23 protein-coding genes and 2 pseudogenes are annotated in these 24,848 nt (G+C 44.6%); 9 read left to right on the top strand and 16 right to left on the bottom strand.

Annotated features, from left to right (window positions below; all coding sequences use genetic code 11):
• Positions 1-49: 49 nt before the first annotated feature.
• Positions 50-1,570 carry a catalase gene (locus ACO1B7_RS05195; protein ID WP_423089882.1) on the bottom strand — a complete coding sequence of 507 codons (1,521 nt, stop codon included), beginning with the start codon at positions 1,568-1,570 and terminating at the stop codon, positions 50-52.
• Between the two features lie 645 nt (positions 1,571-2,215).
• Here ACO1B7_RS05195 and ACO1B7_RS05190 point away from each other — a divergent pair.
• Positions 2,216-2,368, top strand: coding sequence for a DUF7230 family protein (locus tag ACO1B7_RS05190; RefSeq protein ID WP_423089881.1), 153 nt, complete (start codon positions 2,216-2,218; stop codon positions 2,366-2,368).
• Here the strand turns inward: ACO1B7_RS05190 and ACO1B7_RS05185 are convergent.
• The 3 genes from ACO1B7_RS05185 to ACO1B7_RS05175 form a co-directional block, all read right to left on the bottom strand.
• Positions 2,365-2,865, bottom strand: coding sequence for a hypothetical protein (locus ACO1B7_RS05185; RefSeq protein WP_396469416.1), 501 nt, complete (start codon positions 2,863-2,865; stop codon positions 2,365-2,367). The two genes, ACO1B7_RS05190 and ACO1B7_RS05185, sit on opposite strands and share 4 nt — an antisense overlap.
• Positions 2,866-2,907: 42 nt before the next feature.
• Positions 2,908-5,205 carry a phosphoenolpyruvate--protein phosphotransferase gene (gene ptsP, locus ACO1B7_RS05180; protein ID WP_004647377.1) on the bottom strand — a complete coding sequence of 766 codons (2,298 nt, stop codon included), beginning with the start codon at positions 5,203-5,205 and terminating at the stop codon, positions 2,908-2,910.
• A gap of 89 nt (positions 5,206-5,294) precedes the next feature.
• Entirely contained in the window at positions 5,295-5,777 is a 483-nt protein-coding gene (locus tag ACO1B7_RS05175) for an RNA pyrophosphohydrolase (RefSeq protein WP_004278502.1), read from the bottom strand.
• A 182-nt stretch (positions 5,778-5,959) separates the two neighbouring features.
• On the opposite strand from ACO1B7_RS05175, the gene ACO1B7_RS05170 reads away from it, so the two are divergent.
• Together ACO1B7_RS05170 and ACO1B7_RS05165 are read left to right on the top strand one after the other, a co-directional pair.
• Complete coding sequence (locus ACO1B7_RS05170) at positions 5,960-6,610, top strand: HAD family hydrolase (protein WP_396469414.1); 651 nt, start codon at positions 5,960-5,962, stop codon at positions 6,608-6,610.
• A 160-nt stretch (positions 6,611-6,770) separates the two neighbouring features.
• Entirely contained in the window at positions 6,771-7,019 is a 249-nt protein-coding gene (locus tag ACO1B7_RS05165; protein WP_004278500.1) for a DUF2789 family protein, read from the top strand.
• A gap of 49 nt (positions 7,020-7,068) precedes the next feature.
• On the opposite strand, the gene ovoA is transcribed toward ACO1B7_RS05165, so the two are convergent.
• The 3 genes from ovoA to ACO1B7_RS05150 all read right to left on the bottom strand — a co-directional run bounded on the left by ovoA (position 7,069) and on the right by ACO1B7_RS05150 (position 10,697).
• Positions 7,069-9,243 (bottom strand): 5-histidylcysteine sulfoxide synthase, encoded by a 2,175-nt coding sequence (ovoA, locus tag ACO1B7_RS05160; RefSeq protein WP_423089880.1) that lies wholly within the window; start codon positions 9,241-9,243, stop codon positions 7,069-7,071.
• 150 nt (positions 9,244-9,393) lie between these two features.
• On the bottom strand, positions 9,394-10,269 hold the full coding sequence (locus ACO1B7_RS05155) for a LysR family transcriptional regulator (RefSeq protein WP_004647380.1): 876 nt from the start codon (positions 10,267-10,269) through the stop codon (positions 9,394-9,396).
• A gap of 191 nt (positions 10,270-10,460) precedes the next feature.
• Positions 10,461-10,697, bottom strand: coding sequence for a DUF2061 domain-containing protein (locus ACO1B7_RS05150; RefSeq protein WP_004278497.1), 237 nt, complete (start codon positions 10,695-10,697; stop codon positions 10,461-10,463).
• Positions 10,698-10,958: 261 nt separating this feature from the next.
• Here ACO1B7_RS05150 and leuC point away from each other — a divergent pair, with 261 nt between their 5' ends.
• The 4 genes from leuC (at position 10,959) to leuB (ending at position 14,959) form a co-directional block, all read left to right on the top strand.
• Positions 10,959-12,392 (top strand): 3-isopropylmalate dehydratase large subunit, encoded by a 1,434-nt coding sequence (leuC, locus tag ACO1B7_RS05145; protein ID WP_004647381.1) that lies wholly within the window; start codon positions 10,959-10,961, stop codon positions 12,390-12,392.
• A gap of 143 nt (positions 12,393-12,535) precedes the next feature.
• On the top strand, positions 12,536-13,186 hold the full coding sequence (gene leuD, locus ACO1B7_RS05140) for a 3-isopropylmalate dehydratase small subunit (RefSeq protein WP_114541288.1): 651 nt from the start codon (positions 12,536-12,538) through the stop codon (positions 13,184-13,186).
• Positions 13,187-13,273: 87 nt separating this feature from the next.
• Entirely contained in the window at positions 13,274-13,837 is a 564-nt protein-coding gene (locus ACO1B7_RS05135) for a hypothetical protein (RefSeq protein WP_174894677.1), read from the top strand.
• A gap of 42 nt (positions 13,838-13,879) precedes the next feature.
• On the top strand, positions 13,880-14,959 hold the full coding sequence (leuB, locus tag ACO1B7_RS05130) for a 3-isopropylmalate dehydrogenase (protein WP_004278493.1): 1,080 nt from the start codon (positions 13,880-13,882) through the stop codon (positions 14,957-14,959).
• Positions 14,960-15,031: 72 nt separating this feature from the next.
• On the opposite strand, the gene ACO1B7_RS05125 is transcribed toward leuB, so the two are convergent.
• From ACO1B7_RS05125 to infA, 3 genes are all read right to left on the bottom strand, one after another.
• Entirely contained in the window at positions 15,032-15,430 is a 399-nt protein-coding gene (locus ACO1B7_RS05125) for a hypothetical protein (RefSeq protein ID WP_423089879.1), read from the bottom strand.
• 144 nt (positions 15,431-15,574) lie between these two features.
• Complete coding sequence (locus ACO1B7_RS05120) at positions 15,575-15,955, bottom strand: hypothetical protein (RefSeq protein ID WP_004278491.1); 381 nt, start codon at positions 15,953-15,955, stop codon at positions 15,575-15,577.
• A gap of 134 nt (positions 15,956-16,089) precedes the next feature.
• Positions 16,090-16,311, bottom strand: coding sequence for a translation initiation factor IF-1 (gene infA, locus ACO1B7_RS05115; protein ID WP_001284370.1), 222 nt, complete (start codon positions 16,309-16,311; stop codon positions 16,090-16,092).
• A 231-nt stretch (positions 16,312-16,542) separates the two neighbouring features.
• Between infA and ACO1B7_RS05110 the strand changes: the two genes are divergently transcribed.
• Complete coding sequence (locus tag ACO1B7_RS05110; protein ID WP_004278490.1) at positions 16,543-17,550, top strand: AraC family transcriptional regulator; 1,008 nt, start codon at positions 16,543-16,545, stop codon at positions 17,548-17,550.
• A 79-nt stretch (positions 17,551-17,629) separates the two neighbouring features.
• Here the strand turns inward: ACO1B7_RS05110 and ACO1B7_RS05105 are convergent.
• Positions 17,630-18,439 (bottom strand): annotated as a pseudogene (locus ACO1B7_RS05105) (IS4 family transposase); the annotation flags it as partial.
• A 111-nt stretch (positions 18,440-18,550) separates the two neighbouring features.
• On the opposite strand from ACO1B7_RS05105, the gene ACO1B7_RS05100 reads away from it, so the two are divergent.
• Positions 18,551-19,414 carry an IS982 family transposase gene (locus ACO1B7_RS05100; protein ID WP_004679438.1) on the top strand — a complete coding sequence of 288 codons (864 nt, stop codon included), beginning with the start codon at positions 18,551-18,553 and terminating at the stop codon, positions 19,412-19,414.
• Between the two features lie 27 nt (positions 19,415-19,441).
• Here the strand turns inward: ACO1B7_RS05100 and ACO1B7_RS05095 are convergent.
• From ACO1B7_RS05095 to ACO1B7_RS05075, 5 genes and pseudogenes are all read right to left on the bottom strand, one after another.
• A pseudogene (locus ACO1B7_RS05095) lies at positions 19,442-19,750 on the bottom strand (DUF4372 domain-containing protein); the annotation flags it as partial.
• Between the two features lie 155 nt (positions 19,751-19,905).
• Positions 19,906-20,703, bottom strand: coding sequence for a tRNA pseudouridine(38-40) synthase TruA (gene truA, locus ACO1B7_RS05090; protein ID WP_004278489.1), 798 nt, complete (start codon positions 20,701-20,703; stop codon positions 19,906-19,908).
• Positions 20,704-20,718: 15 nt separating this feature from the next.
• A complete protein-coding gene (locus ACO1B7_RS05085; RefSeq protein WP_004647388.1) occupies positions 20,719-21,687 on the bottom strand; it encodes an asparaginase domain-containing protein in 969 nt (322 codons plus the stop codon).
• Between the two features lie 47 nt (positions 21,688-21,734).
• Positions 21,735-23,123, bottom strand: coding sequence for a hypothetical protein (locus tag ACO1B7_RS05080; protein ID WP_004647389.1), 1,389 nt, complete (start codon positions 23,121-23,123; stop codon positions 21,735-21,737).
• A 66-nt stretch (positions 23,124-23,189) separates the two neighbouring features.
• Complete coding sequence (locus ACO1B7_RS05075) at positions 23,190-24,776, bottom strand: FimV/HubP-related protein (RefSeq protein ID WP_423089878.1); 1,587 nt, start codon at positions 24,774-24,776, stop codon at positions 23,190-23,192.
• Between the last annotated feature and the right edge of the window lie 72 nt (positions 24,777-24,848).

Below are 24,848 nucleotides of genomic sequence, written 5' to 3'. Positions count from 1 at the left end.
TGCAATAAAAAACCACCCGAAGGTGGTTTCTATACATGTCTAAACTGGCTTAGAGAAAGCTAGGCAAACCTTTGGCTGGATCGCTTTCACGTGCTGCTTGGGCATCTGCTACGGTCATGCCGAGGGCTTGTGCTACGCCTTCGCCGTAGGCTGGATCACAGCTATAACAGTTGCGGATGTGACGGTATTTGATGAAATCTAGCGCATCACCCATCGCTCCGGCCGTGTTATTAAACAGAGCCTGTTTCTGCTGGTCATTTATCAGGTTGAACAGGGCGCGTGGCTGGCTGAAGTAATCATTGTCATCTTCACGGAAATCCCAGAAATCGGCATCACCGGTGATTTTCAGTGGAGGCTCTCTGAATTCCGGTTGTTCCTGCCACTGGCTAAAACTGTTCGGCTCGTAATGTGGCAATGAACCATAGTTGCCATCCATGCGGCCTTGACCATCACGGCGGTTCGAATGTACAGGACAACGTGCAGCATTGACTGGAACCTGTGAATGATTCACGCCAACACGGTAACGCGCTGCGTCGGCATAGTTCACTAAACGTGCCTGTAACATACGGTCCGGTGAGTAGCTGATGCCCGGTACAAGATTACTTGGTGCAAAGGCTGCCTGTTCTACATCCTGGAAATAGTTTTCCGGATTGCGGTTCAGTTCGAATTCACCGACTTCAATCAGTGGATAATCGCCCTTTGGCCAGACTTTGGTCAGGTCAAATGGATGATAAGGCACTGTTTCGGCTTCCAGTTCCGGCATGATCTGAACGTACATTTTCCATTTTGGATAGTCACCACGTTCGATGGCATCAAACAGGTCGGTCTGGCTGCTTTCACGGTCTTTGGCGATCAAGTCTGCAGCTTCAGCATCGGTCAGGTTCTGGATGCCTTGCTGGGTACGCATATGGAATTTTACCCAGAAGCGTTCATTTTTGGCATTGATAAAACTGAAGGTGTGACTGCCAAAACCATGCATATGACGGTAACCGGTCGGAATCCCGCGGTCGGACATGACAATGGTCACTTGATGCAAAGCTTCAGGCAACAGTGTCCAGAAATCCCAGTTATTGGTGGCGCTGCGCTTGTTGGTTTTCGGGTCGCGTTTGACTGCTTTATTCAGGTCAGGGAACTTGCGCGCATCCCGCAGGAAAAACACCGGGGTGTTATTGCCGACCAGATCCCAGTTGCCTTCTTCAGTATAGAATTTTAAGGCAAAACCGCGAATATCGCGTTCCGCATCGGCCGCACCACGTTCACCCGCCACTGTTGAGAAACGGGCAAACATTTCGGTTTTTTTGCCGACTTCAGAGAAAATTTTAGCGCGGCTATATTGGGTAATATCATTGGTCACGGTAAAGGTACCAAAAGCACCTGAACCTTTGGCATGCATACGACGCTCTGGAATCACTTCGCGGACAAAGTTGGCCAGTTTTTCATTCAGCCATAAATCCTGGGCAAGTAAAGGTCCACGCGCACCTGCCGTCATACTGTTCTGGTTGTCGACCACAGGGGCACCAGCTTCAGTGGTCAGGTGGGTGACAGGGCATTTTTTAAAATCTTGGCTCATCTTTCCTCTCCAAGTTTTGAATATCTTATGTCGTTTACCTAGTATTCATAAAATATTGAGATATATGCTAATCAGATCAGGTTTCGCTATATTTACAATATCTTTAAATAAAGGGTGTTACAGCACAAAACGGAATTCAGGGTATAATTGAGTGAGCTCACTCAAAAAATATTTTTAAATTTAATAAAGTTTAAAATGTTGAAAATTAAATGGTTACTCTTAAAAAGTAACGGGTTTTCCACTCTGTGACAATATCAAATTCTATATATTTTGAATAACTCGAATAATGAATGGGATTAAACGAAAATAACAATATCTAAGTCGATAATATGTTTTTATCAAAGGATAAAAATAATAAGTGAATAGTATTGTTTAAAATAAATTTTATAACTGATTTATTTTAAACGTTTTTTTAATCGAGTTTTGTTGGGCTGAAGAAACCCATAAAAATAATGAATGAAATAAGGGTGTTTTCTGGCTTTAACTCCCATTTTTGCATATAGAAAATCCTGGCTAAATGGGCTTTATTTTTGAAAAAGCATTGGCAAATATGCTTGAAAATTAGTCAGTCGGCTCTATAATTATCTCACTCCTTCCTCCAAATTATATAGAGAGCAAGATGGCCAAGAAAAAACAGCCGAGCAGGTGGTAATCCACAATTTTGTGGCAAAACACATGTATGAAGTCAACAAAAGCCAGGTCTTTGTAGACCGAAAGAAAAATTCAAAACGTGGCTACAACAAGCACAGACAAGGGCGATATTCCATGGAAGATCGCCCTTTTTTAATGGCCGCTTAAGGTCTGTAAGGTGGCTGGGGACGACGTGGGGGCTGCTTAGGATTAGTTTTAACTGGAGAGAGCGGGGCGACAGGTCGGTTGTTACGAGTTTGCGAATATTGATTTGGATACCGGGATGATGTTGTCGATTCATCCGCGATTAAGTCATTAAAGAATTTATTGAGTTTGCTTTGCACTGGTGCTTTGTGGTGAGGGGAATGAGGCTGTGGTCTGGCCTGCTGAAAACTGGCAAATTGATCTTTTTGTTGGTGATAGAGTCTGGCAGCAATGACGGAGGGGTCATCTCTGCCTAAACGCCGCCGTTGCGATGCCGAAATTTCAATGCCCAATAATGGAGTCATTTTAGGCCGATCGGCATAGCTCATTGCTCGATTGCTGGCGTGGCGTATATAAGATGAACCGGAATTATGAGCTTCTTTGCGGGCAGCCAAGGCCGGTGCAAGAATGACCACATAGAACACCGCAAAAATCATGAACAGGATGACCAGAAATTCCATAACCACCTCTACCACTGTCGAGGGACTGGAAAAAGTCCCGTATTAGGCACTCACCATACGTGATGCAGATTTCACCATATCCCCTAAACCATGGGTTCTGAAATAATATTCTAGCCAGCTTTTTACCATGAGCGGATTGTCCATTTTTAACACATGTTGCAGCAATTCCTGTGCATCACTCATCGGAACATGACAAATGGTTTTACGTACCCGCAAAATATTACTTGAACTCATCGACAGGGTGTTAAAGCCCATGGCCATGAGTAAAACGGCAGACAGTGGATCACCCGCCATTTCACCGCAGATACTGACCGGTTTTTCATTGCGATGACAGTCCTGAACCAGACGGGTCAAGGCACGCATTACTGCAGGGTGCAGGTGTGAATAGACATTGGCCACCCGTGGATTATTACGGTCGACGGCCAACAGATATTGGGTCAGATCGTTGGAGCCGACCGAGAAGAAATCGACCAGTTCGGAAAATTCATCAATCTGATATAGTACGCTGGGAACTTCCACCATAATACCGAGTTTAGGCTTGTTTACCTTGACCTGTTCTTCTTCCTGAATCGCCGCATGATCACGTTCCAGCAGATAGAGCGCTTCCTCGACCTCGCTGACACTGGTCACCATCGGCAGCAGAATATGCAGGTTATTCAGTCCGATACTGGCTTTGAGCATGGCGCGAATCTGTGAAGAAAAAATTTCCGGATGATCCAGGGTAAAACGAATGCCACGCCAGCCGAGTGCCGAATTTTCTTCTTCAATCGAGAAATACGGCAGGTCTTTGTCTGCACCAATGTCCAGCGTTCGCATCACCACCGGTTTATTGGCAAAATGACTGAGTTGCTGACGATAAATCGCACGTTGTTCTTCCTCGCCCGGGAAGCGGTCACGCAGCATAAACGGAATTTCAGAACGGTATAAACCGACACCTTTGGCACCGCGCTGCACGCCACGCACCACATCAATCATCAGGCCGGTGTTGACGTACAGTTTTACGGCGATGCCATCCGGGGTAATTGCATCTTTGGTTTCGTACTGACGCAAATCTTTGGCAATCTGTTCTTCTTCTTTTTGAATTTCTTTATAGCGACTGCGCAGGCGACGTGGCGGATTAATAAAGACCCGACCCTGATGCGCATCGACAATCATCTCCACATCATCGAGGGTATTGATTGGCAGTTCGGTTACACCGACTACGGTGGGAATGCCAAGGGCACGCGCCACGATCACCATATGCGAGTTCATGGCGCCTTCGGTAGTGACAATCGCGGCAATTTTATCCACGGGCAGTTCAACCAGTGCAGCCGTCGATATTTCCTCACCAATCAGAATACTTTCATCGGTCAATTCACGGTGACTGGCATCGGCTTCCTGTAAACGTGCCAGAATGCGGCGACCCAGATCTTTTAAGTCCGCCACTCGCTCACGTAAATAATCATCTTCCATCTGGGAAAATTGTGCCACATGATTGTCAATGACAATTCGCACGGCGCCTTGTGCCCAGTGACCTTCACGAATAAAGGCCTTGATTTCTGAAGGCAGGGCATTTTCATCCAGCATACGCAAGAACACGCTAAACAGTGCGCGTTCCTCGGCCATCAACGCATCCTGCATTTTGTCATCTAGCGACTGGATTTCTTCGCGGACTGAATTCAGGGCGTTATCTAATAGCTCCAGTTCTTCGCTAATGTCATCCGCTTCACGGTCAGGGACTGCGGCAAGATCTGCTGGCGGATAAAGAATCACTGCACGACCTAAGGCAATACCACCGGAGCCAGAAACTCCCTGAAAGGTTTTATAAGCGGGCAGGTTGCTCGGTTTACGGAATACATCGATATTGCCAACGGCATGGGCATGGGCGATGACGCCAGAAAGCTGCGCACAGAGTGTGACCAGAAAGGATTCAGCAGCTTCAGAAAAGTCCTGTGATTCTTTATTTTGAACCACCAGCACACCCATGACCTTACGACGGTACATCACCGGCACACCAAGGAAGGAGTTATAAATTTCCTCACCGGTTTCAGGTAAAAACAGGAAGCGCTCGTGTTTAGGGGCATTGTCCAGATTGACAATTTCCTCACGCTGCCCAACCAGGCCCACCAGACCTTCGCCGGTTTGCAAAGACACATGGCCGACAGATTCTGCATTCAGGCCTTTAGACGCCATGAGCAGATAACGCTGATTGCGTTCATCGAGGAGATAGATCGAGCAGACATCAACCTGCATGGCCTCGGCCACATGTTTGACCATAATGTCGAGTGATTCATGCAAACTGGTGGACGCATTGATCTCCTGAACAATACGTCTCAAGGTGTCCAGTTGCATATTCGACATAAGGTCTGCTCCGTCTATTCAGAATTTCAGTGATTAAGTTTATTTATAACAATAGCCGCGTAAAAAATCTGCATTATTTATGCGATTTTTTAAGGTTTTTGCTGGGGCAGTTGCTGACACAACTCCACCAGGGCTTTGCGGTAAACATCACGTTTGAAATTCACGACTTGACCGAGTGGGTACCAATAACTGACCCATTGCCATTGATCAAATTCGGGCGGATCAGACAGATTCAATTGAATATGCTGAACGGGGGCCGTGAGTTTGAGTAAAAACCACTTTTGTTTTTGACCGATACAGACCGGATCAGAGTCCGTACGAATGTATCGATGCGGCAAACGATAGCGCAACCAGCCTTTGGTTTGCGCGACTATCTGGACGTGTTCGGGCAATAAGCCAACTTCTTCTCTCAGCTCACGATAGAGTGCCTGCTCAGGGGTTTCTCCATATTGGATCCCGCCTTGTGGAAATTGCCATGCATTATGACCAATGCGTTTTGCCCATAAAACCTGTCCAGCATCGTTTGCCAAAATGATCCCGACATTCGGTCGGAAACCTTCAGAGTCGATCATTTGGCTACCTAAAAATTGTTTAATTTATGCCTTTGCCATCGGGGAGCATTATTTCGTTATCCAACTCGAAAAAAGCAAAGTTTAAAAATGTTAAAATTGCTATGATCTTAACGAATTTCTATCGACTAGCGGAGATAGATTTACAATTTTTTTCTTAAATTTCAGTTTTAACGAGTATTTTCATGAAATTGGCGCTATTTGATCTCGATCACACCTTGTTAAACACGGATTCGGATCATTCTTGGGGAGAGTTTTTGGTCAGTGAGGGCCTGGTCGATCCAGTTCAGCATCGCGCCATGAATGACAAGTTCTATGACGATTATAAAAAAGGTGAGCTGGATCCTTATGCCTATAATGAATTTGTGTTCCAGTTTCTAACCCAACATGACAATGATTATTTGATTGAATTACATCAACTGTTCATGCAAAAAGTCATTCGTCCACAAATGCGTCCTGAAGGTTTTAAAGCCATTGAGCGCCACCGTGAAGCAGGGCATGCCTTAGTGGGGATTACCGCAACTTCAGACTTTATTACCGCACCCATTTTTCGTGAATTCGGAATTACTGAAATTATTGCCACCAATGCTGAAGTCATTGATGGGAAATATACTGGTAAAGTCATCAATACCGCATGCTATCAGCAAGGCAAGCTGGTGCGTCTGGAACAATGGCTGGAAGGCCGTGACGTAACCGAGTCTTGGGCTTATTCAGATTCGATTAATGACCGTTTCTTGCTGGAATATGCGGATCATGCGATTGCAGTGAATCCGGATGATCGCTTGGAAACTCTAGCCCAAGAACAAGGCTGGGAAATACAGGACTGGTCGATCTAATCACTCCGAACTCATTGATGTGATTATTAAGTACAACTTCGGTTGTGCTTTTTATTTGCCTCATTTGAATATTAATGTTTTTTCACAGTCCAGCTGAATCAGACATGCTATGCTCGAAAAACAGGACATGATAACAATAGTAGATTCTGAGGTATGAGATATGACTCACGTTCGACCACGTATGACACATCTGTTCCAACAGCTTGGCTTGGATGCCAGTGCAGAAGGTATTGAAACATTTATTCACGAGCATCAATTGCATAAAGATCTGACTTTACTGGATGCGCCGTATTGGTCAGAGGCACAACGTCAATTTTTAAGCGAGAAAATAGCCTCTGATGGCGAATGGGCGATTGTGGTAGATCAACTCAATGAATCCTTGCATGAAAATTCAACCAGTGAAGGATAAGATATAAAGCCAATCGTATGATTGGCTTTTTTAGACTATGACCTTACCTTTAGCGAATCCGTTTCCAGATCGTGACTTGTGACAGGGTATGTTGATACTTTCTGGCCGTTTCTCGAATCACAAAAGGCACATCTTGGGGTTCGTCCACCAATTCAAAGTGCTGGGTTAAAATGTTGGAAATACCAGCCAAAGTCGTGATCTTTTCCCCATCCTGCTGAAAACCGCCCAGCCATTCGCTACGCGCCGTATGTTCTTCCAGCCAGGTATAGGGCGAACTCAGCATTAAAATTCCACCTATATTGATACGTTTATGAATCTGCAATAAAAAGTCTTTCGGATGATGCAGCCGGTCAATCAGGTTCGCTGCCAGAATAAAATCATAGTCGCTAAAATGTGCTTTCAGGTTGCAGGCATCGGCCTGAAAAAATTCCGTTTTTGACGCAAACTGTTCCAAAGCGACATCTTCAAGTGAACAGCTTTTTTCTTCGCTTAATTCACCTTCTAGCGGCAGCTGATAACGTACCCTATTGCCTTGAGCCAAATAGACTGCCTGCTGGATAAAACGTGCTGAGAAGTCCAGACCGGTCACCTGATCAAAATAGTGTGCCAGTTCAAAGCTGGCGCGGCCGGTAGCACAGCCAATATCTAAGGCACGATGACATGGCACTTGCTGAAAATAGGGTTGTGCCAGATCGACCAGTGTTTTGGCAAAATTAGCGATACCAAAATATTCGGGGCCGTACTGGAATTCCAGATATTGGGAGACCAGCTGGTCGCTTTCATAGTTCGAAGGGAAATGTTGCAATGCTTGATCAGAAGCGACGTAGCGAAAACCAGCGTGCTGGAAGAAATGCCGTCTGAAGGCATAGCGGGAACTATATAAAGCTTCATTGCCCGCCGAAATCCAGGAGCCACCTTTCATCAGGTTATGGCGACCATCAAAGGTTGGTGTACTGAAATCATCATAAAGCGGATGCACCTGAAAACCCTGAAATGGATAGATCGGGGTTTCAGTCCACTGCCAGACATTGCCTTGAATATCGTAAAAATCACCCTGCTTGAAATGATCCACCGGACAGGAGCTGGTGCCGTATTTCAACTCGATATTGGCCTGTTCAGGACTTTGTAAATCTGGATCCAGGTCTGAAACGGCATACAGGCGATACCATTCATCTTCAGTCGGCAAGCGAATGGTTTTTCCAAGCTGTTGCGATTTCCACTGACAAAAGGCCTTGGCTTCATGATAATTCACTTCTACCGGCCAATCCCAAGGCATCGGCACTTCTTCCAGCATCAGTCGCAGTGACCAACCCAATACAGTTTTGCGCCAGAAACAGGGATGAGCAGCTTGTGAAAATTGCAGCCAGCCTAGACCTTCTTCACTCCAGTAGTGTTCGGTCTGATAGCCATCAGCTTCGACAAAGGCCAGAAATTCCTGATTCGATACCAGATATTTGGAGGCTGCAAAAGCTGCAACCTCGGCTTGATGCAGGCCGTATTCGTTGTCCCAGCCATAAAATGGATGGTTAAAATCTTTCTGTAGATGCACCTTACCTTCAGGCACATCCAGCAAACTATTATCCGGAGCCATGCCAGTAATGATATTGGCGCGCCACTGCGGATGCTGGCGTACATGTTCCAGAGCATGCTGGCGGATCAGCACGGAAGAAGTTTCCAGATGAATCCGTTCATGCTCAATGCCCATGATGATGGTCCACCAGGGGTTTTGCCAGTTTAAGGGCAGAGTCAGCGGAGCATGTTCAAGGATGTTCAGGATCAGGGCACGCACTTGATGCCGATAATCACGGACTTCCTGCACGGTAGGCCAGTCATAGTGCACTTCATCCAGATCGTCCCAGCTCATCTCGTCTACACCGATCGCGAAGATACTTTCAAAATGCGGATTTACGCGTTCGCTAATTAGCTTGCTGAGCAGTAGTTTATTGACAAAAAAAGTGGCGGTATGCGCAAAATAAAAAATTAGCGGATGACGTAAAGTAATTGGTTTGATGAAAAAAGCATCTTCATGCTTGAGGCATTCAAACAGCTGCTCATAAGTGTCAAAGGTATTCAGGAAATATTCGCGCAGGCAGTGCCGGGCAGTCTGTTCGTCGGCAAAATCAAGTGCCGGCGTGGGCAGCAGCATCGGTTTGGCCGAAAGCCATAGGCTGCTTGTATTGGTTTTATCTTGAGAGTGGGATTTTAGGGGAGAATCGAGCTGCATCCGTCAGGCTCCATCGAATAGTTTTAAGCATTCCTCTGCACTGCAAAAGAATGGAATTGTCTTAAAAATACTCGAAAGATATCGCCAGATGGGGTGTATTTAGGTAACAAAATGCTGCACCGTTTTGGATGCAGCATGTTGAGAAAAAATTTAAATAGACAGGGAGGCGCCTTGCATGAGCTGAACCAAAGCCTGTGCCGCTTTGGACTGCGTACGACCCGGATGCCAGACCATACCCAAGCGACGGTTCATTTCCAGATTAATATCCAGCTGGTGCAGGTCATGATTGACCAAAGTTTTTGGCAGTACCGACCAGCCTAAGCCAATCGATACCAGCATCCGGATCGATTCCAGCGGATTGTTACTCATACTGACTTTCGGTTTGATGCCCTGTTTCTCAAATTCGGCCAAGGTGATTTGCGAGGTATAGGTCTGTGATGAGGGCAATAGACTCGGGTAGTCGAGCAAATCTTCCAGACACAGATTTTTTTGCTGCGTCAGCGGATGAAACGGTGCCACCACAAAGACCAGAGGATCATTCCAGATAGTCACGTAATTTAGACGCGCATCACCACGGGGCGGCAAGGTTAAAAATGCTAGCTCCAGATCGCCGGCAATCACCTGTTCATGTGCTTGCTCGGAATCAACAAAATGCACATCCAGGGTCACGTCCGGATATTCCTGGACATAACGGCGCAAATGACTCGGCAGATGATGCAGGCCAATATGATGACTGGTACCAATTTTCAGTTTGCCCTGTACCTGACCCTGTTCATGGCTCAAAGTATAATGAATATCCCCGAGTTCATTCAGCCAGTTTTTCACTTTAGGCAACAGGGAGTGCGCCGCATGGGTGGCCTGTACGCCACGTCCGGCAGATTCAAACAGCTTGACCCCAAAGTATTCTTCGAGACTATGAATACGTTTGGTAACAGCAGGCTGGGTAATGAAGAGCTGATCTGCGGCCAGAGAAATCGAACCGGTTTCCATGACTTTCACGAAGGCTTCAAAGGCTGCGAGATTCATCTTAATCACCTATAAAGAATTTTTATGTGTAAATCTATTATTGTTATATTTTAAGAATAAATCAAAGTAAAATTAGCTCATTGATGTTGCAGTGTTGAATTACTATATATTTTCAAAGCTTTGGCATTTTAAAAACTAAAAAAGACCACCTATGCAGGCAGTCTTTCATCAGGAACCTCGACAGAAGATTCTTAGACGGTAATGTCCTCATTCTGCTGTTGATTATTACCCTCCCAGATTTTTTCATGAAAGAAGAAAGCCACTGCTTGTACCGTTGGCTCTAATAAACTTAAGGCAATGGCCATCGTCAAACTGCCGGTTACCAAGTATCCCACAATCATCGCCACAGTAATGTGCATAATGTAGTAGCTGAAGGTCTTTTTGAACATGCGTTGGTTGTTGTCTACAAAGCGTTGAATATGTGCCATGTCGAAGTTCCTCAAAATCATCATCTCTGCCGATGAAGAAATAATAATAATTCTCATTTAATTTGTAAAAACGAATATTTTTTATAAATTAATCGGAAAACTAGATTTATAAAAATAAAACTAAAGCATGATTTGATTCAGCTTTTAAAAGATTCCAAAAAGTTTTTTAACTGATAAAAATGATAAATTAGATTTATGTGATTGCAGCGATATAATCAAAATCAGAGAAAGAATTTACCCAGTCCAGTGGAGTACATCGACATGGCAGGCGCAACCCAAACAGCAAAAACATTATATGATAAATTGTGGGACGACCATTTAGTAACGCAACGTGATGATGGTTCTGCCTTACTGTACATCGATCGTCACTTATTACATGAAGTGACTTCTCCACAGGCCTTTGAAGGTTTGCAATTGGCCGGGCGCAAGCCATGGCGTTTAAGCGCGAATATTGCCACACCGGATCATAACGTACCGACCTCGAAAAAAGAGCGTGAACAGGGTGTTGCCGGAATTGAAGATGAAACCTCGCGCATCCAGGTACAAACTTTGGATGATAACTGCAAGACCTTTAATATTGTTGAATTTGATATTAATGATATCCGTCAGGGCATCGCGCATGTGGTCGGGCCGGAGCAAGGCTTGACCTTGCCGGGCATGACTGTGGTCTGTGGTGATTCGCATACAGCAACCCATGGTGCTTTTGGCTGCTTGGCGCACGGTATCGGTACATCAGAAGTTGAACATGTATTGGCGACCCAATGTCTGGTTCAAAAGAAGATGAGAAACATGTTAGTGCGCGTTGACGGCAAATTAGGTCAAGGTGTGACACCAAAAGATGTAGTCTTGGCGATTATTGGCAAGATTGGTACCGCAGGTGGTACAGGCCACGCGATTGAATTTGGTGGGCAGGTGTTCCGTGACATGTCAATCGAAGGTCGTATGACCGTGTGTAATATGGCGATTGAAGCCGGTGCACGCGTGGGTATGGTCGCTGTCGATGACAAGACTATTGAATATGTTAAAGGCCGTCCTTATGCGCCGACTGCAGAACAGTGGGATCAAGCGGTTACATATTGGAATACCTTACATTCGGATGAAGATGCACATTTTGATACAGTAGTCGTGTTGCAAGGTGAAGAGATCGAGCCGCAAGTGTCTTGGGGGACCTCTCCTGAGATGGTTATTCCAGTGTCTCAGGCAGTACCGACTTTGGAACAAGCCAAAGACGAGGTACAACGCAATGACTGGAACCGTGCTTATCAATATATGGGCTTAAATGCCGGTCAGGCCTTGGCTGAGATTCAGCTGGATCGCGTATTTATCGGTTCATGTACCAATTCGCGTATTGAAGATATTCGTGCTGCAGCCGAAGTGATCAAAGGTCGTAAAGTTGCCGCCTCAATTAAACAGGCGATGGTAGTTCCAGGTTCTGGTCTGGTCAAAGCTCAGGCAGAAGCGGAAGGCTTGGACAAGGTATTTGTCGAAGCGGGCTTCGAATGGCGTGAACCAGGCTGTTCAATGTGCTTGGCCATGAATGCCGACAAATTACAGCCGGGCGAGCATTGTGCCTCGACCTCGAACCGTAACTTTGAAGGTCGTCAGGGCAATGGCGGTCGTACCCATCTGGTGAGTCCAGCCATGGCAGCTGCTGCTGCGATAGCCGGTCACTTTGTTGATGTTCGTTCATTCTAGTTTAAGCCCTCATCCTGACCTTCTCCATGAGCCAAATGGCGCAAGAGAAGGGGTTCCCTCTCCTGAGTGAGTTTTAAGCACTGCTTTAAAACGAAGCGCAAGTGAGGGCTAGGGAGAGGTTACGGATTCATTGGGAAATAAATATGAAAGCTTATACCGTTGAACAAGGTATCGTTGCACCTTTAGACCGTGCCAATGTCGATACAGATTTAATTATTCCAAAACAGTTTTTGAAATCGATCAAACGTACCGGTTTTGGTGAAAATTTATTTGATGAATTGCGTTACTTGGATGAAGGTTATCCAGGTCAGGACAATTCAGTTCGTCCGATCAATCCGGACTTTGTCTTGAACCAGCCACGTTATCAGGGTGCGTCTATTTTAATTTCACGTGCCAACTTTGGATGTGGTTCTAGCCGTGAACATGCGCCGTGGGCTTTGAGTGAATACGGTTTCCGTACTGTTATTGCGCCAAGCTTTGCCGATATTTTCTTTAATAACTGTTTTAAAAACGGTATGTTGCCCGTGATTTTGGCTGAAGATATTGTTGAGCAGTTATTTAAGGAATGTGCGGCAGATGAAGGCTATCAACTGACCATTGACTTGCAGGCACAAGAAGTTCGTACCCCTACGGGTGAAAGCTTTAAGTTTGAAGTCGATCCATTTCGCAAGCATTGCCTGTTAAATGGTCTGGATGATATTGGCTTAACTTTGCAGGTGGCGGATGATATTCGTGCCTATGAAGAAAAAACCAAACAATCGCGTCCTTGGGTATTTGCCGAAATTCATGGATAAATCAGTAAAAATTGTCATGGCATCACTGCGATGCCCTTGCTAATATCGGAAGATTATTGAGTTTTTTGATTGGGTAAGACAGACATTATGGCGAATTATTGGAAACAGTGGCTTGCTTTAAGTTCAGTATCGGTGCTGTTGACTGCATGTCAAAGCATCGACACGATGAAACTCAAACATGCCAAAGAAAATACTGAGAGCAAAAGCAATGCCCTGATCTACTGTACAGGGACGCCAGATTGTCAGTTCGAACGCTTCAATCAGACCATTATTGTCAACGCCGACAATGGCCGCATCAGTGATGAGGCGCTGAAGCAGAAACTGGTGCGCTTGCAGGCCAAAAATTTAAATCAGGCCAATTCGATTTATTTATCTGTGCCGGCAGGACAGCATGAACTGGTCGTGCGTTTTTATCCGATCAGTAAGGATAAAGCGGAAACTTTACATATATTCCATCGTTTTCAGGCCAATAACCGCTATAGCTTAAAAATGTTTCGTGACCGTAGTGCGCGTAGCAGCAGTTTATTAAATTCTTCGGCGCCGGATCCGCTTTGCGTAGATCTGGTACAAGAGCAAAAAACCATTCGTCGTTTTTGCAAACCCTATAATGCAGTCACCGGGATTGCAGAGTTTGTAGAAAAGAAAATTTAACCTCTGTCAGGTCTGAATCTGACGTTTTAAACGGAAAATCTCATGTCTAAACAAATTTTGATTTTAGCTGGTGACGGCATCGGCCCTGAAATTGTAAAAGCCGCAGAGCAAGTACTCACACGCGTAAATGAAAAATTTAATCTTGATTTGACATGGGAACAGGGCTTACTCGGTGGTGCAGCCATTGATGCTCATGGTTCACCGTATCCTGAAGTGACTTCTGAACAGGCCAAAAAAGCCGATGCGATTCTACTCGGTGCCGTGGGTGGTCCAAAATGGGATACGATTGAGCGTTCAATCCGTCCAGAACGTGGTTTATTGAAATTGCGTAGCGAACTGAACCTGTTTGCTAACTTGCGCCCAGCGATTCTTTATCCGCAACTGGCTGATGCTTCAAGCTTAAAACCTGAAATCGTGGCGGGTCTGGATATTCTGATTGTGCGTGAATTAACGGGTGGTATTTACTTCGGTCAGCCACGTGGTATCCGTGAACTGGAAAATGGTGAGAAGCAAGGCTACAACACCGACGTTTATTCAGAGTCTGAAATCAAGCGTATCGCCAAAGTCGCTTTTGAAATGGCCAACTTGCGCGGTGGTAAAGTGTGTTCAGTGGATAAAGCTAACGTGCTTGAAGTAACTGAGCTGTGGAAACAGACAGTGACTGCGCTGAAAGATGCCGAATATCCTGAAATTAATTTATCGCACATGTATGTCGACAATGCTGCGATGCAGCTGGTGCGTGCACCGAAGCAGTTTGACGTGATTGTCACCTCGAACCTGTTTGGTGACATCTTGTCGGATGAAGCAGCGATGTTGACCGGTTCAATCGGTATGTTGCCATCGGCGTCTCTGGATGAAAATGGCAAGGGCATGTATGAGCCTTGTCATGGTTCTGCACCAGATATCGCCGGTCAAAACCTGGCAAATCCATTGGCGACCATTCTTTCCGTTGCAATGATGCTGCGTTATACCTTCCGTGAAGAAGCCGCTGCTAAAGCGATTGAAGATGCAGTAGGCCAGGTCTTGGATCAAGGCTTGCGTACGGCGGATATCATGTCTGAAGGCATGCAAAAAGTCGGTACGGTTGAAATGGGTCAAGCAGTCGTTGCTGCATTGAACTAAGCCTGCTTCGATTCAAAAAAACGCAGCCTTGAGCTGCGTTTTTTATGATGGAAATTTCGAAGCTTAAACGGCTTAACAGGTTCGGCCTGTGGTGCGTACCGCGATGGCAAGATTATCTTTGAGTAAGAAGGTGATTTTACATTGTAATTTGACGTCATAGCCGCCGGCAGGGCTTACTGACACAGGAATCGGTACAGTGCCTGTTCCTGTGGCAGGAAACTGCACTACAGGCAAAGGAATGGTAATGGGGCGTTGTACCACATAGCTTAATTGTTTTGCGCTGCGTTCAGGCTCACTGATCTGCTGGTAACCTAAACGTTTTAGATCCAGAGTTTGATCGATCAGTTGGCTGCTCTGCCCAATGAACTGTTGTAAATAGGCATCACGCTGCGCAGTTGTTGATGAGGTGGTGCTGCATGCATTAAGCAAACTGAATGCTGTACAGCATACTAAAATCAGTGTGAACTTCATGAGCTGTCCTCACACCAAATAAAATGAGTGTAAGCGCATTCCATGCAAAAATACTGTTGTGATTTGATACACGGTAGAAGTTTAGCGTGGTGAGGTTGATCCCTGATTTAATCCGATACAGGCTTTGAACTCGATGAGTACAGCTCAGCAAGCTCTACCGGTAAAGCGAATCGCCTGAACAATTTCATCTTTCAAGTCAAACCAGATTTGGCATTTCATCTCAATGTTATAACCACCATTTGAGGGCATCGGCATTGGTGCGCCGATCGGAATGCTCTGACTAATATTCGGCGTTCCCATTGGAATATTCATATCCCGAAAAATAGTGTAGCTGAGAAATTCTGTGGTTTGAATCGGTTGCTGGGAGGTCTTGAATCCAATGGCACGAAGATCAAGCTGGCTACGAACCTGTGCGGCAGTTTGACCTACATAAGGTTGTAGAGACTGATGCAGATGCTGATTGCCGCCGGTAGCGCATGCAACGAGAAACAAGCTGGAAAGTAGGGATAAGCATTTCATATTCATTGTTTTTATACATGTTATTTTTAATTCAATGAATAGTCGTGAATTTATAAGGCTGTGTCAAATTATTTTATTGATTGATAAATAATTCAAGTAATAAAAAAGCCACTAAAAGTGGCTTTTGCTTACGCTAAAACTTAGCGTGCACGATATGTGATACGACCTTTAGTCAAATCATAAGGTGTCATTTCAACCTTCACACTGTCGCCAGTTAAAATACGGATATAGTGTTTACGCATTTTACCAGAGATGTGGGCAATCACTTCGTGACCGTTCTCTAAACGTACACGGAACATAGTATTAGGAAGCGTCTCGGTGACAACGCCTTCGAACTCGATGAGTTCCTCTTTATTGGCCATAGCCTACCTGAATGAATAAATTGGAAAGGCGCAAATTATAGTCAATTTTTTTGCAAAATACAAGACGAAACGGGCGTTAGACTGATCATCTGCCAGTAAAATAGGCGAACTGTCACGATAATTTTTTTAACTAAAAAGACACCTGTTTCTGTTGTCAGTTTGGTCAATCACAGTTAATCTAAAATTAATCTTTTTAAGTATAAATGAAGTACATACAAGGAAGGCTTTTGAGTGAGTCAGCTAACGGATGCATCAGTCGTATTGCGTTTAGGCTATCAGGCGATTCGTCGTGCGGGGTTGCCGACAGAAGAACTTTTGACCAAAGCAGGAGTGGCTTTAAATCAGGTAGAGGCCAATGACCGTACGCCGCTGAGTGCCCAGTATGCCTTTTGGGTGGCGGCAGAGGAAGTCAGCAAGGATCCGGATATTGGATTGCATCTGGGTGAGCACCTGCCACTTTATCGTGGTCAGGTCATTGAACACCTGTTTGTTTCATCTGAAAATTTTGGTGAGGGACTGAAACGTGCTTTGGCTTATCAGCGACTGATCAGTGATGCCTTTGCTGCCAAATTAGTGATTGAAGATGATCGCTGCTATTTAACCAATGGTGAACAGCCTTTTGCTGAGAGTCTGGTCAATCGTCATTTTACTGAATGTGCTATGTCAGGTGTACTGCGTTTCTTTAAATTTATTACCGAAGGGCATTTTGAGCCGATTTATATCGATTTTAATTTTTATAAAGGGGCACCTGATGATGAATACTTCCGGGTTTATGAGTGTCCGGTCAGTCTAGGTCAGAAAGAAACCCGTTTGTATTTCGATCCGACTATCCTGGAATATCCGCTGTGGCAGGCTGAACCTGAGCTGTTGCAGCTGCATGAGCAACTGGCGATTGAAAAGCTACAGGAACTGGCAAGATATGATCTGGTCGGTGAAGTACGTCGTGCAATCGGCTCTACTTTGGAGAGTGGCGAAACCACGCTAGAAACTGTGGCAGCCCAGCTGAACATCACGCCACGCCGTTTGAGAACACAACTGAGTGAGGCACATACCAGCTTTCAGCAGATTCTCTCGGATTATCGCTGTCGTCTGGCCAAGCGTTTGCTGGCGAGTACCAATGAGAGCGTCGAGCGGATTGTCTATCTGACCGGTTTTTCCGAGCCAAGTACCTTCTATCGTGCCTTTAAACGCTGGACCAATGAAACGCCAGTGGAATATCGGAAGCGGAAGCAGCGTTAAAAATCCCTCCTAACCTCTCTTTAAAAAAGGGAGGAATTCCCCCACTGCTGTCCCACAATTTTTACAAGAGGAAGCTCATTTAAGCTTCCTCTTGTTTGATGGGGACTTTATCGGGTGAAAATAACGCTTTTAAGGTTTTTATTTCAAATAAATTCACTTGAATTATTCTGAGTAAGCGCTGAACTGTCCAGCCTTTTTTCCCTAAATGTTGAGCGAAACTTACCAGTAAATAGGCGATCATCGCAATCCAGATTTGCGTCTGAATGGCGTTCTTGCTTCGGCCTAAAAAGGCTTTTAATTTCAGGTTCTGTTTAATCGCTTTAAAGAACAATTCAACTTTCCAGCGGTCTTTGTAAATCGCTGCAATGGTAGAGGCAGCTAGATGAAAGTTATTGCTGAGAAAGCTAAAGTGCTTGCCACTTTGCTGATCTCTATATTCAATTCTTCTTAATACGGGGGCTTTTCTTTTTAGGGCATGTGCGCTATTTAGCTGAATGGTTTCATCTTTTAGAATGCCTTTGGATTCAAGCACTGGATGTTGCTGGATCACCTGATACACCGATTTAGGTCTAAAACGTGTCACAAAGCTAACGTTTTGAGCGCTTAGATTCGCATACCATTGATAATCGACATAGCCTTTATCAAAGACCACAATGCTGCCAGCGGGAAACTGGAATTTTCGGCCTTGTAACATGTCATTTTCTTTACCATTTTCAACTGCAATAAACTCAGGAATATCATTGCTGTGATTCAATCCTATGCTGAGTTTCATGCTGGCTTTTGAGTCGTGAACTTTGGCCCATTCACATAAGGAAAGCGACAGGTCAATATGACTGGCATCCAGGGAATATAATGGAGTCTTAAAGCGAAATTTATGGGCTACTTTTGAGTGTTCATAGTATTTAAACCTGAGTTCGATATAAAAAAAGAGTAGAAAAAAAGCCCTGTTTTTGTAACATATTGGTTCTCAAGACAAAATGTTATAAAACAAGGCTTCTCAATGGATCATATTACCGAATTATTTTGTATTTTGGATGATTTCTGCAAAAAATTTAATGAATCTTTAGAGAAAGCTTTAATTTCTAATCAAAAAACCAGGTTGAAAAAGTCAGCTTTAAGCTTGTCTGAAGCAATGACCATTGTCATTTTATTTCATCAATCCGGTTTTAGATTCTTCAAATATTTTTATTGCCAAATGATCGTTCCATTCTGGAAATCTGCTTTTCCTAAACTGCTTAGCTACAACCGATTTATTGAAATCATGCCCCGTTGTTTGCAAGCTCTGAGTAGTTTCTTCCATCAGGTGAAAGGAAAAGATACGGGAATCAGTATCATTGACTCCACTAAATTGGTAGTTTGCCATAATCTTCGGATTAAAAGGCATCGTGTATTTAAAGGCTTGGCCGGTCGTGGAAAAAGTAGTACGGGTTGGTTTTATGGTTTTAAATTACATCTCGTTATCAATAATTTAGGTGAAATTATTAATCTCAAGCTGACATCGGGAAATGTTCATGATGTTGCTATATTAGAATCTTTAACTCAAGAATTAAAAGGGATCCTACTCGGAGACAAAGGCTATTTGAGCAAAGCAAAAGCCGAAGCTTTAGCAGCAAGAGGACTGAAAATATTGACCCCATCACGTCGGAATATGAAAAATAAACCCATCCAAACTGAAGAAGAAAAACAATTACTTTGCAGAAGAGGATTGATCGAAACAGTGAATGATCAATTAAAAAATTTACATCAACTTGAACATTCACGTCATCGTTCGGTAAATAATTTCATGGTGAATATCATGGCTGCTGTAGTGGCTTATTGTTTGAACCCCAATAAGCCAACTTTCCAAAATATGCTAAAAGGTTAAGTGGATTTCATCGAACTCAGGTTATTTAAGCAACTTGTAAAAGAGCTGTTGATACAAGGCAGCAGGCTGCTGCTCATTGATTCGTGCCAGTGTACTTCGGGGAATAGACTTTGCTCCGAAATGACTCAGTTTGTCCTGTTGGCACTCCAGATTGGATTGAATATCTCTCAGACTTTGCCTGCAGGAAAGTTGAGACATCAAGATGGCAATAAACTGATCCCATCTTGAAGCCGCTCTAAATTTCTGTCCCACATGGTGTACTTTAGCAAGTTGCTCAAAATCCTGTCGCACGACGGGTTTAATAAGCTGATGAAATACGGTATTCTGATGTGACAAAACCTGAATCCTGGTCGTTAAAGTGTTTGTTTGCACTCATATTTTAACGATTTGGACTCAGGTTTTTTATTTAAATCAAACTATGGGACAGCAGTGGGAATTCCCCTCCTTTTAGGAGGGGTTAGGGGAGGTAAATATTCTAAAAAATTTAAAAACTATTCCGGCATATTCAGCCAGTGCGGACCTAAGGGTAATTCAGGTAATTCAAACTGCGCCGGATAATCAGCATGAATAAAATACAAACCATCTGCTGGCGCAGTCACACCAGCAGCTTTACGGTCTTCTGCCGCGAAAATATTATCAATATGATCGGCAGCATACATGCCCTGACCAATTTCCAATAAACATCCCATGATATTGCGCACCATATGGTGCAGAAAGCCATCGGCCTGAATATCCAGTACCAGATACTGACCATGCTGAATCAAGCGGCAATGGCTGACATGACGAACGGGCTGATTGGACTGACAGGCTGCGGCGCGGAAGCTTTCAAAGTTATGCGTGCCTTCAAACTTTTTCGCGGCGTATATCATCTGTTCAACATCAAGCGGTGCATAGACATGGGTGACCTGTTTATGCAGCAATGCCGGGCGCACAGGGTGGTTATAGACCACATATCGGTAGCGGCGCGCCTGTGCCTTAAAACGGGCATGGAAGCTGTGATCCATTTCTTTGATCCACTGAATCGAGATGTCTTTAGGGAGTTGGCTATTGCAGCCCATTAGCCAGCCACGTTCAGAACGCACGGCATCCGTATCAAAATGCGCCACCATATTGGTCGCATGTACCCCGGCATCCGTGCGGCCGGCACCATGCAGGCTAATCGGTTGATCGGCAACTTTGCTCAGGACCTTTTCAATGGTTTCCTGTACGCTTGCAACTCCCGGCTGTTGAGTCTGCCATCCCCGATAATGCATCCCACAAAACTCAATTCCCACCGCAAAACGCTGCATAATGACCTCAAAACCTTATTGATCGTACCAATGACGATGCCATTGCTCTACAGTGTCGTATTGTAAATACATTTTCAGGGCTTTTGCATACAGATCCGCATGTCCATAACTTTCATTCAGCAAAATTTTGCAGTGATTCACCCATTCGGCAATGGCATAGCGCTGATCCGTCGCACCAAAAGGCACTTGGGTGGTTAAGACGCAAATACAGCCCTGCTCATAGAGTTGATCAATGAGCGCAATCATGGCGTCATTGACCGCCAGGTTGCCAGTGCCAAAACCTTGCAGAAATAAAAAATGCGGTGGTCGAGCCAAGAGGTTGTTCAGGTTATTCAGCTGCTGGGTCAGATCAACCGGCTGCATCATGATGCTCATACAGTTGAATTTAGCCGCTTTCACAATATCTTTAGCTTCGATCTGATAACACGCTTGACTGGTTTGGATTGCGATATTGGCTTCAAGACCTGCAAAGGCATTTAACTCGGTAGTATGCTGTTTCAGTGCAGTTTGCGCATGTAGCAGCTGATGATGGAATGCCAGATAGACTCCAGCGCTACATTCGCTGATGGAATCTAGTGCAAATTTCAGGTTATCCAGGGCATCACTAAATTCACGCTGTTCATTGCCTTGAGCATTCAGCAACGGATATTGGCTACCGGTCAGCACCACATGCGCCGAGTTTCCAATAAAATGTGCCAGTACTGCACTGGCATAACTCAGCGTATCTGTACCGTGAATAATCACAAAATGCTGGATTTGCCGCGATTGCAATTGCTGAATAAACTGTACCAGTTGCAACCAGTCGGTTGCTGTGCAGGCACTACTGTCCTTAATGGCGGGTGCATGGTGGCATTCTACAAAATACTGCTCTGCAAGTATCTGTTCGAGCTTTGGAATAAATAAATCAGCAGGCATCGGTGCGAGAGGATCCCCCACGCAGCCGAATGTGCCGCCCATATAAATTAATGCAATATTTTTTATCATAAAAAAAGCAGCCAATTATTGACTGCTTTAGTGTAAATCGAAATGCATCAAGATGCGATTTGATTCAGTAATTGCTCGGCGCGTTGTTGTTGCTCAGGAGTATATTCAGCTTCTCGCTCCGCAATGACTTCACGGGCAGCGGCATAGGCACCGAGTTGAATATATTGCTGCGCAAGATCCAGGTTGAGACCTGCTTCATTAACATCCAGTAATTCCGGGAAAGATTGCACCAGCGGATCATGCTGATCTATCGTTGCCTGAGCTGGTGTAGCAGGAAGATCGAAACTCATCGCTGTCGCAGCAGGCGCTTCTGGCGTGGTTTCTAAATGATCTAATTTGAAATCCATGCCTGATAGATTGGTTTGTGACGCTGGTTCTGCCACAGGTGCTGCAGCTGTCAAGCTAGACAGGTCAAACTCAGTCGCTGGCACTGCAGTTTTCTCAGCTGCTGGTACTGGCGTGTCAAGCGAGAAAGAAAAATCTAGAGGTTTGATTTCTTCAGTGGCAGCAGCTGTTTGTGGATGGTTACTTTCTAACTTGAGATCAAAGTCAGCAATTTCATTGCCGCTTATTTTCTTTTCAAAATTTGGCTCTAGAGTGTCACGAGCTGCAGAGGGTGAAACTTCAGTTGTAGTGGTCTCTACTTTAAAAGAATCGAAGTCAAATTGAATTTCATTACTGTTTTTAGCTGGTGTTTCAGTCGGTTCAGCCTGAGGAATACTAGGTGCGGTATTAAAATCTAAACTCTTATTCTCGACAGGCTCAGTCTTCGTTGTGACTGGTGCAGCAGGTGCAGAACTAGGCGTAAAGTTAAACTCAAGAGGTGATGGTTCTTCTTTCGCTGGAGCGATTTCCTGTTGTAATTGCTCGAATGCCAATTCCGTTTTAGTATCCGCAGGCAGCGTAGCTTGATTTAAGGCATCAAAGGCGGTGTTATTGGATACGGGCGTGGCAGGTGTAGCAGTCTGAGTCGATTCTGTAGCTTTTGTTTTTTCGTAAGCCGTTCTCTTTTCTTCAGCTGGGCTGAGTACATCGTCAATGTTGAGTGCACGAATATGATTAATGAGTTGCGTAATCGCAAAATCATCTTTCTGCAAGATATGAATATCTAACAGCAACAGATAAAGTTCGTGTTGGGAATTGTCACGATTCAGCGCCTGATTAATCTGCGCTTCGGCGGCAAAAAAATTACGTTCCTGAATTAGGCCTTCAATTTTCTTGCGTGTTTCTGCCGATAATGGTGTTGCTGATTTTTTTGTGACCCCGACTGGCTCCACTACTTTGGTTCTTTGTGGAGCAGCTTTTGAAGCAGAGCCAGGTTTTTTCGCTTTTACCGTTTTAGTTTTTGCTTTATCTGATTCTTGAGCATCTTGTCGTTTTTTAAAGACAATTAATACGATGATCAATATCACTAATGGAATCACATAAATCAGCATGTTTTACCCCTTGGGGATAGAGTAGTTTAAGTTCGCCTATCCCAATAAATCGTCATGTGTAACTTTTTAATTAATTGGCTTCTTATCTGCTTGTTGGGCTTTGAGCTGTTGTTGTAGCTGGGCCAGACGCGCATTTAATAACTGAATTCTGTGATCCTTCTGATTGAGTGCCAATTCTAATTCAGTTACGTTTCTCTGTAATTTAACGGTTTTTTCTCGGGCTGTCATAACTTTTAATGACAATTCCTTTGATGTTTGATTGCGTTCTGTGTTCTGGTTTGCAGAAACTTGCCCGGAATCGCGCTGGTTCTCAGCCACTAGGCTCATTTCTGCCTGATTCAGGCGGTATTTAGTCTTGCCAGTAGGCTTAGACGGTAGCTCGGTTTGCTTTGCCGCAGTGACTTTAATAGGCGCAGGTGTAGGATGAGTCGTATTTAAGTTCAATGCAGCACCTTTACGTAGACGATTGGCATTTCCTCCAATAAAAGCATGCTCATTGTCTTTTTTAATTTGTTGCATGACTTCATTGACCGGGCGCTGCTGCTGTTGAGCAATTCGTGAGGCAATTCCCCACAGTGACTCATTGGATTGAACTACATAAGTAGGTTGAGTCTGATTCGGAGTTGCTTTGACTGGTGAAGCTTTTGTAGTAACTGGAGCTGGAGTTTTCACCGGATTAGCTGATCCAGTTGATTTTCTGGCTTGCTCCTCAGCAAATTTCTTCACCAATGGATCACTGGAGGCTGTCTGGTGATCAGAACGGGACTCCACAGCTTCCTGCACATCTGCTTTATTTGGTGCTGACGCGCTTTGATTTGCTGGCATCGTACTAGCTGGTTTGTTTGTAGTCGAAGCTACTGCAGGAGCCGGCGATGCAAGAGTTGCTTGTGAGGTCTTTACTGAGTCTGAAAGCGTCGCTGCAGTTTTAACTGGGGCTTGAGTATTGGGTGCAGTTACAGCTTCGCTTTTAACTACGGGCGCAATCGCTTGAGCCTGAATCGCTGGACTTGATGTCATTACAGCTGGCACAAATGCAGTTTTAGGAATAGAAGTGTTCGATAATGTTGGTGGTGCTGTACGTTGCAATGCCAACGGCTTTTCTAGAGCCGGTGGCTTATTTAAGGCTGTGGAAGCTGTTGTACTGTAATGACTACTTACGGGTAAGTTGAGTGCAATATCTTTTTCACTGACGACGACAACTGGTGCAAGCGGGCGTTCATTCTGTTTGAGACTGGCTTTTAATAAATCGGTTTTAGCTTGTAAGGGCGTACGAATATGTTGCAGCCGTGCGGCATTGCCTTCCTTGATTTTGACAATAATATTCAGCTCGCGCTCTGTCATTGGTCGAGAAGAAGTAATAGTAATGACCCCGGTGCCATTATTGCTACGCCGAGTAAAAAAGTTTAGATGACCAGGCGGCTGATGCGATGCACCAATTGACATTAAATCTTCAGGTGAAGCCAGACTGACTTCAATCGGCAAATTGATATTAGACTGCCGAAAAGTCATTTCTGCATAGAGTAATTCCCCAGGGGCAGACTGAATCTGAACCGGATCTACATTAATCGCATAAATGTTTTGTGAAGCGACAATGGCTAAAATGGCAAGCTTTAATTTGTTATATACAGTCATCTTAATCGTGAGCTCAGTCATTATCGCATAGCGAAAATTATAGATTAACGGGATGTTTGTTTTTTGTAAAATACTTACGCAATAGTTACATAA

It is taken from the genome of Acinetobacter lwoffii (assembly GCF_049367455.1).
Classification (GTDB): domain Bacteria; phylum Pseudomonadota; class Gammaproteobacteria; order Pseudomonadales; family Moraxellaceae; genus Acinetobacter; species Acinetobacter lwoffii_W.
The sequence above is the reverse complement of the archived record's forward strand: the minus strand, read 5'-3'. Positions and strand labels throughout refer to the sequence as shown.

What these genes read in the sequence shown, in the direction of transcription:
- ACO1B7_RS05080 (WP_004647389.1), bottom strand. Translation starts at nt 23,123, where the DNA reads ATGCTGATTTATGTGATTCCATTAGTGATATTGATCATCGTATTAATT.
- ACO1B7_RS05125 (WP_423089879.1), bottom strand. Translation starts at nt 15,430, where the DNA reads ATGAAGTTCACACTGATTTTAGTATGCTGTACAGCATTCAGTTTGCTT.
- ACO1B7_RS05100 (WP_004679438.1), top strand. Translation starts at nt 18,551, where the DNA reads ATGGATCATATTACCGAATTATTTTGTATTTTGGATGATTTCTGCAAA.
- ACO1B7_RS05195 (WP_423089882.1), bottom strand. Translation starts at nt 1,570, where the DNA reads ATGAGCCAAGATTTTAAAAAATGCCCTGTCACCCACCTGACCACTGAA.
- ACO1B7_RS05075 (WP_423089878.1), bottom strand. Translation starts at nt 24,776, where the DNA reads ATGACTGAGCTCACGATTAAGATGACTGTATATAACAAATTAAAGCTT.
- infA (WP_001284370.1), bottom strand. Translation starts at nt 16,311, where the DNA reads ATGGCCAATAAAGAGGAACTCATCGAGTTCGAAGGCGTTGTCACCGAG.
- leuB (WP_004278493.1), top strand. Translation starts at nt 13,880, where the DNA reads ATGTCTAAACAAATTTTGATTTTAGCTGGTGACGGCATCGGCCCTGAA.
- ACO1B7_RS05165 (WP_004278500.1), top strand. Translation starts at nt 6,771, where the DNA reads ATGACTCACGTTCGACCACGTATGACACATCTGTTCCAACAGCTTGGC.
- ACO1B7_RS05120 (WP_004278491.1), bottom strand. Translation starts at nt 15,955, where the DNA reads ATGAATATGAAATGCTTATCCCTACTTTCCAGCTTGTTTCTCGTTGCA.
- ptsP (WP_004647377.1), bottom strand. Translation starts at nt 5,205, where the DNA reads ATGTCGAATATGCAACTGGACACCTTGAGACGTATTGTTCAGGAGATC.
- ACO1B7_RS05175 (WP_004278502.1), bottom strand. Translation starts at nt 5,777, where the DNA reads ATGATCGACTCTGAAGGTTTCCGACCGAATGTCGGGATCATTTTGGCA.
- ACO1B7_RS05185 (WP_396469416.1), bottom strand. Translation starts at nt 2,865, where the DNA reads ATGGAATTTCTGGTCATCCTGTTCATGATTTTTGCGGTGTTCTATGTG.
- leuC (WP_004647381.1), top strand. Translation starts at nt 10,959, where the DNA reads ATGGCAGGCGCAACCCAAACAGCAAAAACATTATATGATAAATTGTGG.
- truA (WP_004278489.1), bottom strand. Translation starts at nt 20,703, where the DNA reads ATGCAGCGTTTTGCGGTGGGAATTGAGTTTTGTGGGATGCATTATCGG.
- ovoA (WP_423089880.1), bottom strand. Translation starts at nt 9,243, where the DNA reads ATGCAGCTCGATTCTCCCCTAAAATCCCACTCTCAAGATAAAACCAAT.
- ACO1B7_RS05135 (WP_174894677.1), top strand. Translation starts at nt 13,274, where the DNA reads ATGGCGAATTATTGGAAACAGTGGCTTGCTTTAAGTTCAGTATCGGTG.
- ACO1B7_RS05150 (WP_004278497.1), bottom strand. Translation starts at nt 10,697, where the DNA reads ATGGCACATATTCAACGCTTTGTAGACAACAACCAACGCATGTTCAAA.
- leuD (WP_114541288.1), top strand. Translation starts at nt 12,536, where the DNA reads ATGAAAGCTTATACCGTTGAACAAGGTATCGTTGCACCTTTAGACCGT.
- ACO1B7_RS05155 (WP_004647380.1), bottom strand. Translation starts at nt 10,269, where the DNA reads ATGAATCTCGCAGCCTTTGAAGCCTTCGTGAAAGTCATGGAAACCGGT.
- ACO1B7_RS05085 (WP_004647388.1), bottom strand. Translation starts at nt 21,687, where the DNA reads ATGATAAAAAATATTGCATTAATTTATATGGGCGGCACATTCGGCTGC.
- ACO1B7_RS05170 (WP_396469414.1), top strand. Translation starts at nt 5,960, where the DNA reads ATGAAATTGGCGCTATTTGATCTCGATCACACCTTGTTAAACACGGAT.